The 12,740-nt window shown below is 61.4% G+C and carries 17 protein-coding genes; 4 read left to right on the forward strand and 13 right to left on the reverse strand.

Annotation, left to right across the window (positions count from 1 at the left end; genetic code table 11):
• Nucleotides 1-37: 37 nt before the first annotated feature.
• Nucleotides 38-1,531 (reverse strand): glycosyltransferase family 39 protein, encoded by a 1,494-nt coding sequence (locus tag CO667_RS05510; protein WP_097617446.1) that lies wholly within the window; start codon nucleotides 1,529-1,531, stop codon nucleotides 38-40.
• Nucleotides 1,532-1,711: 180 nt separating this feature from the next.
• On the opposite strand from CO667_RS05510, the gene CO667_RS05515 reads away from it, so the two are divergent.
• On the forward strand, nucleotides 1,712-2,674 hold the full coding sequence (locus tag CO667_RS05515; protein ID WP_097617447.1) for a lysylphosphatidylglycerol synthase domain-containing protein: 963 nt from the start codon (nucleotides 1,712-1,714) through the stop codon (nucleotides 2,672-2,674).
• Here the strand turns inward: CO667_RS05515 and CO667_RS05520 are convergent.
• From CO667_RS05520 to CO667_RS05535, 4 genes are read right to left on the reverse strand one after another with little or no spacing between them, the layout of a single operon-like run.
• Entirely contained in the window at nucleotides 2,642-3,883 is a 1,242-nt protein-coding gene (locus tag CO667_RS05520; RefSeq protein WP_097617448.1) for an RNA polymerase sigma factor, read from the reverse strand. The genes CO667_RS05515 and CO667_RS05520 overlap by 33 nt on opposite strands.
• An 8-nt stretch (nucleotides 3,884-3,891) precedes the next feature.
• A complete protein-coding gene (locus tag CO667_RS05525; protein ID WP_097617449.1) occupies nucleotides 3,892-4,251 on the reverse strand; it encodes a YciI family protein in 360 nt (119 codons plus the stop codon).
• Nucleotides 4,252-4,254: 3 nt separating this feature from the next.
• Nucleotides 4,255-4,614: a YciI family protein gene (locus CO667_RS05530; RefSeq protein WP_097617450.1), complete on the reverse strand. Its 360-nt coding sequence runs from the start codon at nucleotides 4,612-4,614 to the stop codon at nucleotides 4,255-4,257.
• A 10-nt stretch (nucleotides 4,615-4,624) separates the two neighbouring features.
• Nucleotides 4,625-4,984, reverse strand: a complete 360-nt coding sequence (locus CO667_RS05535; RefSeq protein WP_097617451.1) for a YciI family protein — start codon at nucleotides 4,982-4,984, stop codon at nucleotides 4,625-4,627.
• Nucleotides 4,985-5,153: 169 nt separating this feature from the next.
• On the opposite strand from CO667_RS05535, the gene CO667_RS05540 reads away from it, so the two are divergent.
• Nucleotides 5,154-5,366: a hypothetical protein gene (locus CO667_RS05540; protein WP_245433067.1), complete on the forward strand. Its 213-nt coding sequence runs from the start codon at nucleotides 5,154-5,156 to the stop codon at nucleotides 5,364-5,366.
• Between the two features lie 9 nt (nucleotides 5,367-5,375).
• Here CO667_RS05540 and CO667_RS05545 read toward each other — a convergent pair whose 3' ends face one another.
• From CO667_RS05545 to CO667_RS05565, 5 genes are all read right to left on the reverse strand, one after another.
• The gene (locus CO667_RS05545) at nucleotides 5,376-6,878 is read right to left on the reverse strand and encodes an AMP nucleosidase (RefSeq protein WP_097617453.1); all 1,503 of its coding nucleotides are present in this window, start codon (nucleotides 6,876-6,878) and stop codon (nucleotides 5,376-5,378) included.
• Nucleotides 6,879-7,053: 175 nt separating this feature from the next.
• Nucleotides 7,054-7,233 (reverse strand): hypothetical protein, encoded by a 180-nt coding sequence (locus CO667_RS05550; RefSeq protein ID WP_097617454.1) that lies wholly within the window; start codon nucleotides 7,231-7,233, stop codon nucleotides 7,054-7,056.
• Between the two features lie 193 nt (nucleotides 7,234-7,426).
• The gene (locus tag CO667_RS05555; protein ID WP_097617455.1) at nucleotides 7,427-7,723 is read right to left on the reverse strand and encodes a type II toxin-antitoxin system RelE/ParE family toxin; all 297 of its coding nucleotides are present in this window, start codon (nucleotides 7,721-7,723) and stop codon (nucleotides 7,427-7,429) included.
• A complete protein-coding gene (locus CO667_RS05560; RefSeq protein WP_097617456.1) occupies nucleotides 7,720-7,989 on the reverse strand; it encodes a CopG family ribbon-helix-helix protein in 270 nt (89 codons plus the stop codon). Before CO667_RS05560 ends, CO667_RS05555 begins: the two co-directional genes overlap by 4 nt.
• Nucleotides 7,990-8,064: 75 nt before the next feature.
• Nucleotides 8,065-8,403 carry a DUF2147 domain-containing protein gene (locus CO667_RS05565; RefSeq protein WP_097617457.1) on the reverse strand — a complete coding sequence of 113 codons (339 nt, stop codon included), beginning with the start codon at nucleotides 8,401-8,403 and terminating at the stop codon, nucleotides 8,065-8,067.
• 444 nt (nucleotides 8,404-8,847) lie between these two features.
• Between CO667_RS05565 and CO667_RS05570 the strand changes: the two genes are divergently transcribed.
• Nucleotides 8,848-9,114: a sel1 repeat family protein gene (locus CO667_RS05570; protein WP_097617458.1), complete on the forward strand. Its 267-nt coding sequence runs from the start codon at nucleotides 8,848-8,850 to the stop codon at nucleotides 9,112-9,114.
• Between the two features lie 138 nt (nucleotides 9,115-9,252).
• Here CO667_RS05570 and CO667_RS05575 read toward each other — a convergent pair whose 3' ends face one another.
• Nucleotides 9,253-10,365, reverse strand: coding sequence for a pyridoxal phosphate-dependent aminotransferase (locus CO667_RS05575; protein WP_097617459.1), 1,113 nt, complete (start codon nucleotides 10,363-10,365; stop codon nucleotides 9,253-9,255).
• A 104-nt stretch (nucleotides 10,366-10,469) separates the two neighbouring features.
• The gene (locus CO667_RS05580) at nucleotides 10,470-10,871 is read right to left on the reverse strand and encodes a pilus protein PilZ (RefSeq protein ID WP_003558031.1); all 402 of its coding nucleotides are present in this window, start codon (nucleotides 10,869-10,871) and stop codon (nucleotides 10,470-10,472) included.
• A 419-nt stretch (nucleotides 10,872-11,290) separates the two neighbouring features.
• Between CO667_RS05580 and CO667_RS05585 the strand changes: the two genes are divergently transcribed.
• On the forward strand, nucleotides 11,291-11,737 hold the full coding sequence (locus CO667_RS05585; RefSeq protein ID WP_097617699.1) for a host attachment family protein: 447 nt from the start codon (nucleotides 11,291-11,293) through the stop codon (nucleotides 11,735-11,737).
• Nucleotides 11,738-11,806: 69 nt separating this feature from the next.
• On the opposite strand, the gene CO667_RS05590 is transcribed toward CO667_RS05585, so the two are convergent.
• Nucleotides 11,807-12,673 (reverse strand): LysR family transcriptional regulator, encoded by an 867-nt coding sequence (locus CO667_RS05590; protein WP_097617460.1) that lies wholly within the window; start codon nucleotides 12,671-12,673, stop codon nucleotides 11,807-11,809.
• Nucleotides 12,674-12,740 lie beyond the last annotated feature (67 nt).

Here is a 12,740-nt window from a genome sequence, read left to right on the forward strand (position 1 = left end):
TGCCGGTTTCCCCGCAATCGGCTGACCAGCCGCAACGCTATGTCGCGCCTCCCTCCACCCAGGAGTAACCGATGGAGAAGCTGCGTTTGCCGTCACCAAAGAGATAGGGCAGCGTCAGCGTCTTCAACTCCTGCAGATGAATGCCCGATCTGACGAGATCGTTGGCAAAACCGGGCGAAATCGTTGGGTCATCGGCGGTCTCGCCGCGCCAGATAACCAGCACCGGCCCCTTCGCAGTTGCATATTCGGGAACCCCGGAACCCGGGAAGAACGGGATCACGACGGGAACGTCGGGAAACTCCAGTTTCATGTTGCCGGCCACGAACTTGGTTCCGGCGACGATCAGAACCGGCTTGCGGGTCGCGGTCAGCTCAGCCGCGTAGCCGGAGAAGGGGACGTTCGTTCGCGTATAAGTGCCGATATATTGAATGCCGACGATCCGGAAGAGAAGGATCGACAGGATAACGACCATGAAGACCGGCACCACGGGCCGGAAGCGCGCAAGGCCGGCGGAGAGATCGAGATCTGCGGTTTCCAGTTTCAGGAACAGATAGAGCGGCAGGACGAGCAGGCACGGGTCGAGCCAGCGCTCGTGGATATCGCTGGCGCCGGCAAAGAGGACCACGCCGACGAAGGCGACCAGGCTGATGAGCATCATCCGCTCGATCACCCGGATCATCGGGCTGGAAGAGGAGAGCGCGCGAAAGAAATCGCGTCGGAAGGCGGCCGCGACGAGAACGATCGGCAATGCGACGAAGCCGAGGACGGCGATGACGAGAGACAACAGTCCCTGTCCGATGCGCGGCAGGCCGGCGGGCGCCAGGTCTTCGGCGGTCATCCGCTCCAGCGTCGGCGCAGAGGCGCTGGTGAGATTGTCAGGCAGCCAGAGCGCATGCGGCAGCACGATCAGAATGGCGAGGGCGATCGCCGGCAGCAAACGCCAGTCGATGAGACGGCTGCGCCATTCCCGGTCCGGCAGCACGGCGAGGAGGGCGGCAGCCGGCAGGATGGCGAAATTGTATTTCGAGATGAGCCCGATGCCGGTGGCGATGCCGATGATCAGATAGCTTGCGATCGTCGGCTGGCGCAGCGTGCGGAAAAACCCGAAGAGGAAGAGCGAGGTCGCAAACAGCAGGGCGACGGTATGCGTCAATTCGCGCTGCGCCATCAAACCCACCTGCGGCAGGGTGATCAGGCTCAGCATGGCGAGGGCTGCGAGCGAACGGTTCTTCAGCACCTCGCGGGCCGCAAGCCCGTAGAACAGATAGCAGCCGAAGAGAATGATGTTCTTCGGCACCGACAGCACCCACATCGATATGCCGGTCACCGAAACGATGGCATATTGAATCCAGTTGTAGAAGGGCGGCTGCGGGCCGTAGCCGGCAAGCAGATATTGTGAATAGAAGGATTGCTCCGCCTCGTCGAGATCGAGCGTATGCGGCAAGGCGATGCGCAGCGCGATGTTGAGCAGGAAATAGACTGCCAGCAAAATGCTGGCGCTCGTAATGCTTCTGGTAATCCGCTCCAACATCGATCTCCATGGCAAGCCGGCAAAGGCATGTCATTTACCAGTCAGCACTCGGATCGTCGGCGGGAAGCGCCTTCGCCCCCATCGCCATCAACTCCGCCGTTGTGCGCAACCTGCATTTCTCTTAAAAGGCCTGGCAACGGGACCGGTCCCATGCCGACCCAAGCGAGGAATGCCTACTACATGAAGAGTTCGATCGTTGAAAGCCGGCAATCCTGGTTTATGCGCAATCGCATGACCGTTCTGACGGTCGTCATCGTCGCAGCCTATGCGCTCTTCATCCAATGGTTCTGGGGGTGGCCTGTCATCATCAGGCAGTGGGCCGATGTCGGCGCCGGCCCGGTGATCGGGGCGCTGGTACTCCTGACGAGCACCTATTTCCTGCGCACCTGGCGCATCTATGATTATTTCCCCAAGGAGACGGCCGGCCGGTTCGCGGTCCTCTTCCGCGTCACGCAGATCCACAACCTCTTGAACATCATGCTGCCCTTCCGTACCGGTGAAACCAGCTTTCCGCTACTGATGCGCAGCGAATTCGGCATTCCGCTGACGCGCGGAACCTCGGCGCTGTTCGTCATGCGGCTGCTCGACCTGCACGCACTTCTGGCTGCCGCCGGCATCGGCTTTGCCGCCGCCGCCGCCAATGCGGTTGTTGCCTGGTCGCTCTGGACCGCCTTTCTGCTATTGCCGGTCGCAGCCTTTGCCGCCCGCAAGCCGCTGCTGCGTCTCGCCGCCAGGCTGCTGCCTGATAAGGCCCAGAAATTCGTCGCCGAGATCGAAAACGGCTTGCCGCTCGATGCCACCGCTTTTGCGCGCGCCTGGGCGATGACCGTCGTCAACTGGCTGGTCAAGGTGATGGTGCTGGCTTGGGCGCTCGGCCTGATGGGCGTGCTGCCGATGGCGGCAAGCTTCGGCGGCGCGCTCGGCGGCGAGCTCTCCTCCGTGCTGCCGGTACATGCGCCGGGCGGCGTCGGCACCTATCCGGCCGGCATCACCGCCGGCGCCATTGCCTTGGGCGCCTCGAGCGAGCGGCTGGCTCTGGCGGCGCTGGCGCAGGCAAGCGTCAACGCCCACCTGCTGATCATCGTCTCGGCGCTGACCGGCACGGCAATCTCACTGCCGCTCGGGCGTCGCGGCAAGGTCTGAAATCCGTTTCCTCAAAAACGCCTGCTCCGGCTCCTGCCGGCAGAGCGACAGCGCCGTTTCATAGGCGGCGATCGCCTCTTGCCTCCGGCCAAGCCGGCGCAGGAAATCGGCGCGCGCCGCATGGGCGAGGTGATAAGCCTGCAGCTCCCGGCGCCCGAAAATGGCGTCGATCAGATCCAGCCCCTTGGCCGGCCCTTCCGCCATCGCGATCGCCACGGCGCGGTTGAGCTCGACGATCGGCGAGGGCTGGGCCGCCAGAAGCAGATCGTAATAGAAGGCGATCCGCCGCCAGTCGGTCTCCTCGGCGGTGGGCGCCCTGGCATGCTCGGCGGCGATCGCCGCCTGCAGCGTATAGCTGCCGATCTCTTCCGCCCGCATCGCCTCGCCAAGCCGTGCCAGGCCTTCGGCGATCTTCCCATGATCCCAAAGCGAGCGGTCCTGATCGGCAAGCAGCACCAGCGATCCCTCTTCGCCGTGACGGGCGGAACGGCGGGAATCCTGCAGCAGCATCAGCGCCAGCAGGCCGGAAACGTCGGGATGCGGCAGCAGCTGGAGAAGCAGCCGTGCGAGTCGTATTGCCTCTTCGGTCAGGTCGGCGCGGATCACATCTTCACCCGAAGAGGCCGAATAACCTTCGTTGAAGACGAGGTAGATGACGTGCAGCACCTGGTCGAGCCGCGCAGGCAGCGCCTCGCGGGCAGGCACCTCGTAAGGGATCTTCGCCGCCCGGATCCTGCTCTTGGCGCGCACGATCCGCTGTGCCACAGTCGGCGCCGGAATAAGGAAGGCATGGGCGATCTCTTCGGTGGTCAGACCGCAGATTTCCCGAAGCGCCATCGCCATCTGCGCATCGGCGGGAATGGCGGGATGACAGCAGGTGAAGATCAGCCGCAGCATGTCGTCCTCGATCGGTTCCATGTCGCCGATTTCCTTGGCATCCGGCGTGTAGAGACTGTCCTCGATGTGGTGCTGAGAAGCATCGAAGCGCGCCCGCCGCCTTATCGTATCGATCGCCTTGAAACGTCCCGTCGAAACCAGCCAGGCGACCGGATTGCCGGGAATGCCGTCCGTCGGCCATGTTCGGGTGGCAGCGGCGAAGGCATCGTGAAGCGCTTCCTCGGCTCGATCGAAATCGCCGAGCAGGCGGATCAGCGTCGCCAGCACCCGGCGCGACTGCGTTCGGTAGATTTCCTCGATCACACTTTCCAAGGTCCACCTCAGTCCGGCAGGGTCAGCATTCTTACGGGCCTCAGTTCGACGGCGCCGAAACGCGCCGAAGGAATCCGCCCGGCAATCTCCCTGGCTTTCTCGATACCAGGCGCCTCGATCACATAGAAACCGGCCAGATGCTCCTTCGTCTCGACATAGGGGCCGTCGGTGGCCGAGAGCCTGTTGTCTCGAACACACAGCACGGTCGCCTTGTCGGGCATCTCAAGTGCATCGGCATGGATCATGATGCCGTCGCGACGCAGTTCCTCGTCGAAGGCAAAATGCGCTTTGACGAGTTCATCGGTCTCTGCCGAGGTCAGTGTGCCGTCGGTGTCGGCGCAATTGTAGATCAGGCAGATGTAGCGCATGGTTCAGCACTCCTCCTTGATCGAATAGGCCGGCCGCACCTCGATCGAGCCGTAGCGCGCCACGGGAAAAGTGGCGGCGATTGCGGTTGCTTCTTCCATGTCTTTTGCCTCGATCAGCACGAAGCCGCCGAGATGTTCCTTGATTTCGGCGAAGGGGCCATCGGTCGCCGTCACCGCATTGTCGCGGACCCTGACCGTCATCGCCGTCGAGGGCTCGCGCAGCGCCAGCGCCACCAGCAGGTGGCCGCTGTCGCGCAGCCTGTCGTCGTTGATGATCGAATCCTGCGTCAGCTTTTCGCCGTCCTCGGCGGAAATGGCGCTGATTTTTGCGGTTTCGAACCAGACCTGGCAAAGATATTTCATCGCCGTCTCCTCACGCTTGTTTGCCGAAGGCATGAATGGGCCTGACCTCGATCGCGCCGAGTTTGGCAAGCGGGATGCCGGCGGCAACGCGGATCGCTTCGTTGAGATCCTTCGCCTCGATCAGGATGAAGCCGCCGAGCGCCTCCTTCGTCTCGGCGAAGGGACCGTCCGTCACCGACATCTCGCCATTGCGCACCCGCACGGTCACCGCCGCTTTCGGCGGCTGCAGCGCCTGGGCGACGATCATATGGCCGCTTTCGACGAGGTCCTTGTCATAGTTCCAGGAATTGGTGTCGAGCTCGGCCTTCTCCTCTTTCGTCATGGCGTCGAGTATCCCGCCATCGAACCAGACCTGACAGAGATATTTCATCGCAGACAGCCTCCCTGTAAGTGTTGAATGTGAGTGTTCAATAACCCTGGACGACCGAGCCAGACGCATTTCGACAGCGACGGAAAAAAATCTTTTGTGCCGGTCCTATGTCGAAATCGCAAGGCAGCACTCGACAAGGCTTCGTCGAAACCTGTCGAGGAGAATGGCAATGAGTATTCTTGAAATTACGCTGGCAAGCCAGATCTGGGCGCGCCGCCATGAAAAGCGTGAGCCGGAGTTCCTCGAAAGCGATGGGCTGAAGATTCTCCAGCGCGTCGCTTTCGCCTTCCTGGCCTTCACCCTATTGATCGCAGGGCTGAATATGGCCGCCGGCAGGCCGCAGATGCTCGCGCAGCAGTCGGTGCCTCTCACGGAGAGATGAGGAAACGGCCTATTGGAAGGCCGTTTCGAAGAAGCTGCGCAGCTTGCGCGAATGCAGCGCTTCCTTCGGCATGGCGGCCAGCTTCTGGACGGCACGGATGCCGATCTGCAGATGCTGGTTGACCTGCGTGCGGTAGAAAGCCGTTGCCATGCCCGGCAGCTTCAATTCGCCGTGCAGCGGCTTGTCGGAAACGCAGAGCAGCGTGCCGTAGGGCACGCGGAAGCGGAAGCCGTTGGCGGCGATCGTCGCCGATTCCATATCGAGCGCGATGGCGCGCGCCTGGGAGAGCCGCTTCACCGGCCCGCGCTGGTCGCGCAGTTCCCAGTTGCGGTTGTCGATCGTGCCGACCGTGCCGGTGCGCATGATGCGTTTCAGCTCGAAACCCTCATAGCCGGTGATTTCGGCGACGGCGGCTTCCAGCGCCACCTGCACTTCGGCCAGCGCCGGAATCGGCACCCAGACCGGCAGGTCGTCGTCGAGAACATGGTCCTCGCGCATATAGGCGTGGGCGAGAACATAATCGCCGAGCCGCTGACTGTTGCGGAGACCGGCGCAATGGCCGAGCATCAGCCAGGCATGCGGGCGCAACACGGCGACGTGGTCGGTGATCGTCTTGGCGTTGGAGGGGCCGACGCCGATATTGATCATGGTGATCCCGGCATGGCCCTTCTTCTTCAGATGGTAGGCCGGCATCTGCGGCAGGCGGGTCAGCGTCGCATCCGTTTCCGGCGCGTTCGAGCCGGGCAGGGTGACGACATTGCCGGGCTCGACAAAGGCGGTATAGCCGTCGCCGCCCTCCGCCATCAGCTTGCGCGCCCAGCCGCAGAATTCGTCGATATAGAACTGGTAGTTCGTAAACAGCACGAAATTCTGGAAATGCTCGGCATGTGTCGCCGTATAATGCGACAGGCGGGCGAGCGAATAGTCGATGCGTTGCGCGGTAAACGGCGCCAGCGGCGAGGGCTCTCCCGGCGGCGGGATATATTCGCCGTTGGCGATCTCGTCATCGGTGGTGTTGAGGTCGGGCGTATCGAAAATATCGCGCATCGGAACGTCGATGAAGGCGTTGGTCGATGCTTCCACATGCGCGCCCTCGCCGAAGGCGAAGTGCAAGGGGATCGGCGTCGTCGATTCCGAGACGATGACAGGAACATTGTGGCTCTTCACCAAGAGCGCCAGCTGCTCCTTCAAGTAATGCTTGAAGAGCTTCGGCCGGGTGACTGTCGTCGTATAAATGCCCGGCGCCGTGACATGGCCGTAGGAAAGACGCGAATCGACATGGCCAAAGCTTGTCGTCTCGATGCTGACCTGCGGATAGAAAGCACGGTAGCGGGAAGAGATCGGCGCGCCCTGCGCAAGCTCGGTGAAGCTCTTGATCAGGAACGCCGTATTGCGCTCATAAAGCGCCGTCAGCGCTTCCACGGCCTTGGCGGGATCATCGAAGCTCTGCGGCTGGAAAGGGGGTGGTGAGGATATGTCGAGCGGCGACAAAGGGGAGATTCGTTTGTTCATGGCGCATTATAGAGAGTTGTTTTTGACAAGCAAACGACGCGCGCCGGCGGAATCCGATTATTTTATCTTCTTGCCTGTGGGATGCGAATGGTTGTCGCCCAAAAGTGCGCAGCGGTTTTGGGGCAACGACATGCATAAATCAAAGACCTGAAGCGCATCGCAGGATGCGCTCTAGTCATCGCACCGACGGCGCGCAGAAGTTGCCGTTTCTCTCCAGGCAGGTATAGCTCGCCCCGAAATGCGACTGGGCGCCGCCGCCGCCATTGTGCACCACGACCGCTGAAAAGGTGATCGCGAAGATCGCCGCAAACAGCGTGATGATGCTGAAGCGTCTTGCAAAAATATAGATGTTCATCGCCTTACCCCCGATACGCACTTCATCGTGGCATGAGTTTTGCCATGCGACGGCTGAACGAGTGCTGAGATACCAGTTCATCCTCCGTTCAGCTTGCGGGGCAGGCTCGGCTAGGTCGCCGGCGTCGACATGCTTGGCGTGTCGGATGATGTCTGAGCGGGATGCTTTGCGATCCGCTTATAAGTCGGCTCGGCTATTCTTGGGTCGGCCAATCCCGCGCGGTATGGATTACACGCAAGATGACGACGCTTTCACGTCCCGCGATCGGCCGCAGCTCATAGGAAATGATGTAGGGGAACCGGGTGAGGGATTTTTCATAAGTGCCGGTTACTCGTCCCAGCCGACCGGTTGCAAATTCGCCAAGTTTCTTGCCGGCATCCTCGATGGCGTCCAGCACCCTTTCGGCGGCATCGGGGTTGTCGCTTGCGATGTAACGCAGAATTTCCAGATTATCCTGGTGTGCTTCCTTCGACCAAAGAACCGGCCTCATCCGCGCGGAGTCTTTTTCCGCTTGGCGTCCTTTATGACCTGACGCATTTCGGCGACAGCCTGATCGTGCGGTATAACGCGCCCGGCTGCCGCATCGGCCATACCGCGTTTGATACCCTCGATGATTTCAAGCTCGCGCTCCACATAGGCCGCTACGGCCTCGCCGGCGAGGAATGATTTGCTGCGTTGCGTGTCGGCCGCAATCCTTTCGAGCTTTTCTTTGATGTCGGGGCGGACCCGAATTGTCATGGTCGTGCTGGCGGCCATTTCGAACACTCCTGTGCTGAAGTGTGTACACTCTAACACATATCGGCCCGGCCCGGCTATCCGCCCCGTATTCTCTCAGAGCCGCGTCCAGGTCTGCGACTTGCAGAGGATCTTCATCACGCAGCCCTGCATCCTCAGCGAATCGCCGGAAATCTTGCCGGAGCCGCTATAGGTTTTCTCGGCGGCCGGGTCGGTGATTTCGCCGGCATAGCTGCCGTCGGTTCCGGCAAGCGTGCCGATCTTCCGGCCGGCATATTTGCCGGTCTTCAGCGTCACGCAATAACTGCCGCCGCAGGATGCGATCACTGCCGTATCGCCGGCGGCCGTCTTCCACTTGCCGACAATCGGCTCCTCGGCATGCGCGATACCCGCGATCACTGTTACGGCTGCGGCGAGAACGAAGCTGCGGATCATCTTTTCCTCCATGATGTCCTTGATCGGTCGCGAAAATAACTGACGCGAACGTAAAGGTAAATACGCGCCGTCGCTTCTCTGAAACCGGGGGAAAAACACGGGAAAAAAGCTGTCTGGCGAACGTGCAGCGATGTCGCCTGCTGATTTCATGATGAACGATCCCTTTATTTTCAAATATGAATCTTTCGTAAAATTGAAGCCGAAATCCTTAATTCGCAAGGCATCCGATGTTTAACAAAAACCCAAATTTACCAAGCATTTGCACTTTGTTTGTCTCAAATTAATCATGCATTTTAGGCGTTTTTTGAAAGCCGTTTGGCATAGTGAACCCATCAAACGAGCGGGGCAAACCCGCCGGACCGCAAGGGCCGCAAGCCGCGATAGACGGCAAGGCCCCGAGGTAAAACAGGGTAAGTCATAAACAGGCTAACAGGGATAAAACCGATGGCACGCTTTGAAATGCACAATGCTGAAACGGCCACCATGGGTGGCGACAACAGCGCCGATGTCTTCTGCGAAATGGGTCTGATGTATGCGACCGGCCGCGGCTGCGAAATCGATCTCGTCGCTGCCCACAAGTGGCTGAACATCGCCGCAATCAAGGGCAACGATCGCGCCGCCGAGCTTCGTGCCGACGTCGCCGCCGCCATGGACAAGATGCAGATCGTCGCAGCGCTGCGCGCTGCCCGCGAATGGATGACGGTTCACTGAAACCAACCTGCCGGCATTCGGCAGGACGATATAACAACCTCGGAAAGAGGGGGCTGGCGGGGCGCTTTGGACGGGGCCGATGCCGGGAGAAGCGAGCCGCGACCGGGATCCTCCACCGGTCGCGGTTCTTGCCATTTATCAGCCGATCTTTTTCAGCACCTGCTGCAGCGCGTCTTCGAGGAGCGCCATGTCAGTCTCCGGCCCGACGCTGACGCGGATGCAGCGATTGAGCGGCGCGACACCTGGCATGCGGATGAAGACGCCGCGTTCCATCAGTCCGTCGACGATCGCGCGTGCGTAAACGCCGTCGCGGCCGGCGTCGATCGCCACGAAATTCGTTGCCGAGGGCAGGGGCTTGAGACCGTTCGCCCGGGCGATGCCGCCGATCCGTTCCCGCGCCGCGTGGATTTTCCCGACCACCTCGGCGAGATAGGCCTGGTCCTTGAGGGCGGCGAGCGCTGCCGCCGTCGCCAGCCGGTTCATGCCGAAATGATTGCGGATCTTGTCGAAGGCCTGCGCCGTGCCCGGCGTCGAGATCACATAACCGATGCGTGCGCCGGCAAGCCCGTAGGCCTTCGAGAAAGTGCGGGTGCGAACGACGTTCGGCAGTTCAATCAGTGAGGCGATCGACGGCAGCGACCCTGCCGGCCCGGTCTCGCTATAGGCCTCGTCGAGCACCAGCAGCGTCGTCTCGGGCAGCGCCCGGGCGAACGCGACGATGCTCTCGGCATCCCACCAGCTTCCCATCGGATTGTCGGGATTGGCGAAATAGACGAGCGGCGTATTCTCGCGTTTGACGGCATCGAGCAGGCCGTCGAGATCCTCGCGGTCGCTGGCATAGGGAACGCTCACCAGCCGGCCGCCGAAACCGGTGACATGGAAGTTGAAGGTCGGGTAGGCGCCGAGCGAGGTGACGACGGGTGCGCCCGGCTCGATCACCAGCCGGACGATCTGGCCGAGCAATTCGTCGATGCCGCTGCCGATGGCGATATTGGCGGGGGAGACGCCGAGATGGGCGGCAAGCGCTTGCCTCAGCGCGAAATTCTCCGGATCATTGTATTTCCAGATATTGCGGGCCTCCTCACGCATCGCCGCAAATACCGAAGCGGCCGGGCCGAAGCCGTTCTCATTGGCGCCGATGCGCGCGAGAACGGCAAGTCCGCGCTGGCGCTCGATCGCCTCGGGGCCGACGAAGGGAACTGTGGAGGGCAGGGCGCTGGCGAGGGGAGTGAAGCGCGAAAAGGCGGACATGCGAAGGCAGTTTCCCGGGCATATTGACAATTGACGAAACAATAGGCCCGGGCCCGGCCAACGCAAGCAAGATTATTTCTGCAGCAAGCCTGTTACGGGACGGTTCACGCCCTGAAGATCGGCGCGCGCCGGGCGGCGATCGCTTCCATGTTGCCGACGAGGAAATCGGTGCGGACGACGCGGCGCAGAACCTCGGGGTCCATGATGTTGATGAACCGTACGCCGATGCGTTCCTTGTGGCGATAGACCTCTGCGCAGCCGATGCGATAGGCGAGGCCGAGAATGTTGAGATAATAATGCTTCGGCAGACCGGCGGTGGTCGATACGATGAACGTGGCGCCGCCCTGCGAGATGTCGATGATCTCGGCGCTTCGCATGGAGACGCCGGTGAGGCACGGCCGGACGGCGACGATGCGGGCTGGCCGCTTGACGCTGAACTCTTCCCAGCGCAGGTCGTAGACAGCGGATTTGACCGTGGCAAGGTGGGTAGCGCGGAGCATAGTCATCTTACATTCTCCGTCAGTCAGGGCACATTTGGGGTTCTTGCTCCAGCCAACGTCACATGAATGTTTTGCACATTCGTCAAAGATAAAATGACAATTTTAACGAGTTTAAATTTTGTTCCCAAGCGGGACGCTCGATGTGCATTATCGGGACGCGGGGCTTTCATTCGAGCCGGGGATTCTGCCGGCGAAATATCCGTCAGCGCCGTCGGTAATGTGCTCCGGGCCATGTCGATGAGGCTATGGCCGAGGTGCCGGTGGCGCAGCTTGGCGAAATTGATGATGTCACAGCTGCCATAGGCCGGCCGGAGCGCCGGGCGTTCGATTTCGGCGCAATTTCCCGAACTCTTTCAATTGCCGGGCGTTCTGCCTTGATCGATGAAGCACGGCGCGCTTCGAATGACGACAGCGAGGAGTTGAATATGACCAACGTCAAAATCCCTTGGGAATCATGGGTGGTGGTCTGTGATGGAGCCAAGGCTCTGATCATGCAGAATGCCGGCGATGCCCAGCTGGTGAACCTGAAGGTGCTGGAAACCCTGACGCAGCCGAGCGCGCCGGATCGCGAAATTGGCGCCGATAAGCCCGGCCGGACCCATGCCGCAGACGGCTTCAGCGGCAGCGCTGTCGAGGAGACCAGCTGGCAGGATCAGGCCGAAGCCGAATTTCTGAAACAGGTGGCGGAAAAGCTCGATGAGCTGGTGCAGGAAAAGAATGCCCGTCGCATCGTCCTCGTTGCCCCGCCGAAGGCGCTCGGCACATTGCGGCCGGCGCTCCGCGCCGATACGCAGGCGGTGATCACCGCTGAGGTGGCGAAGGATTATACCAATATGCCGGTCGACGAGATCGAGCGGCATCTCGCTGCCTGAGTCGTTCGCAGCAATGAGCCGTTCGCAGTAACTTGAGGAAACGCGGGTCGAGAGGCCCGCGTTTTCGCCTCATACCAACGGCCGCTGCCCGGCAAACAGATCTTCATGACCGGCAAAGAGCGCCGCCAGGCGGTCGATGACGATCCTGACCTCCGGCCGTTGCCGCTCGTCGTCATGCGCAACGATCCACATGTCATAGGTCAGTTCGTCGATGAGAGGGCCAGCGCGGACGAGGTTGCGCTCCTGATCGCCGATGAAACAGGGGAGCACGCCGCGGCCGGCACCGCCGCGGATCAGGTGAAACAGCATATGCGGTGTGTTCGTCCAGCTGGTAATCCAGTAATCCGGCTGTTCGTACGTCCATTTGTCGGCCGGCGTGATGGCGGTATCGGTGCCGAGCGAGATCCAGTTGCAGTTGGCTGCGTCATAATCTGCCGCCTGGTAGGCCGCATGCGCCACCTTGACCGAAGGGCGGATCGCGACATTGCCGCTCTCCGGCCGGCTGTGGCGAATGGCGATATGCGCTTCCCGATAGGTGAAATCGACGCCTGTGTCGCAGGTCTTGTAGCACATGCGAAAGCTGTCCTTCGGCGTCCAGACGCTGCTGAGATGATCGGCGATGAAGCGCGAGGTCCAGCTGTCGGCGGCCGTCGAGACGATCGGCAGTGTCAGCACCTCGCCGCGCCAGTCGGAGATCGACCGCGCCGCATCCTGCATCAGCCGGACGCGATCGAGCAGCTCCTGTCCGTCCTTGGCGAGCAGATAGCCGGTCGGGCTGCGGCTAAAGAGCGAGCGCCCGGTCGCCCGTTCGAGCGCCAGCATGCGCCGGCCGATCGTCGGCGCGCTAATCCCGGTGCGCGCGGCTGCCGCCGAAAGCCCGCCGCCGGTCGCGACATGGAAGAAAAGTTGCAGGTCGTCCCAGCTCGCATCTTTCATGATGAAAACCCCCTTTCTCCCGCGCCTCTACATCGGAAGGGCGCGAAGGCTTAGCTCCAGTGCATGA

Origin of the sequence: Rhizobium sp. L43 (assembly GCF_002531725.1) — a bacterium.
Taxonomy (GTDB): Bacteria; Pseudomonadota; Alphaproteobacteria; order Rhizobiales; family Rhizobiaceae; genus Rhizobium.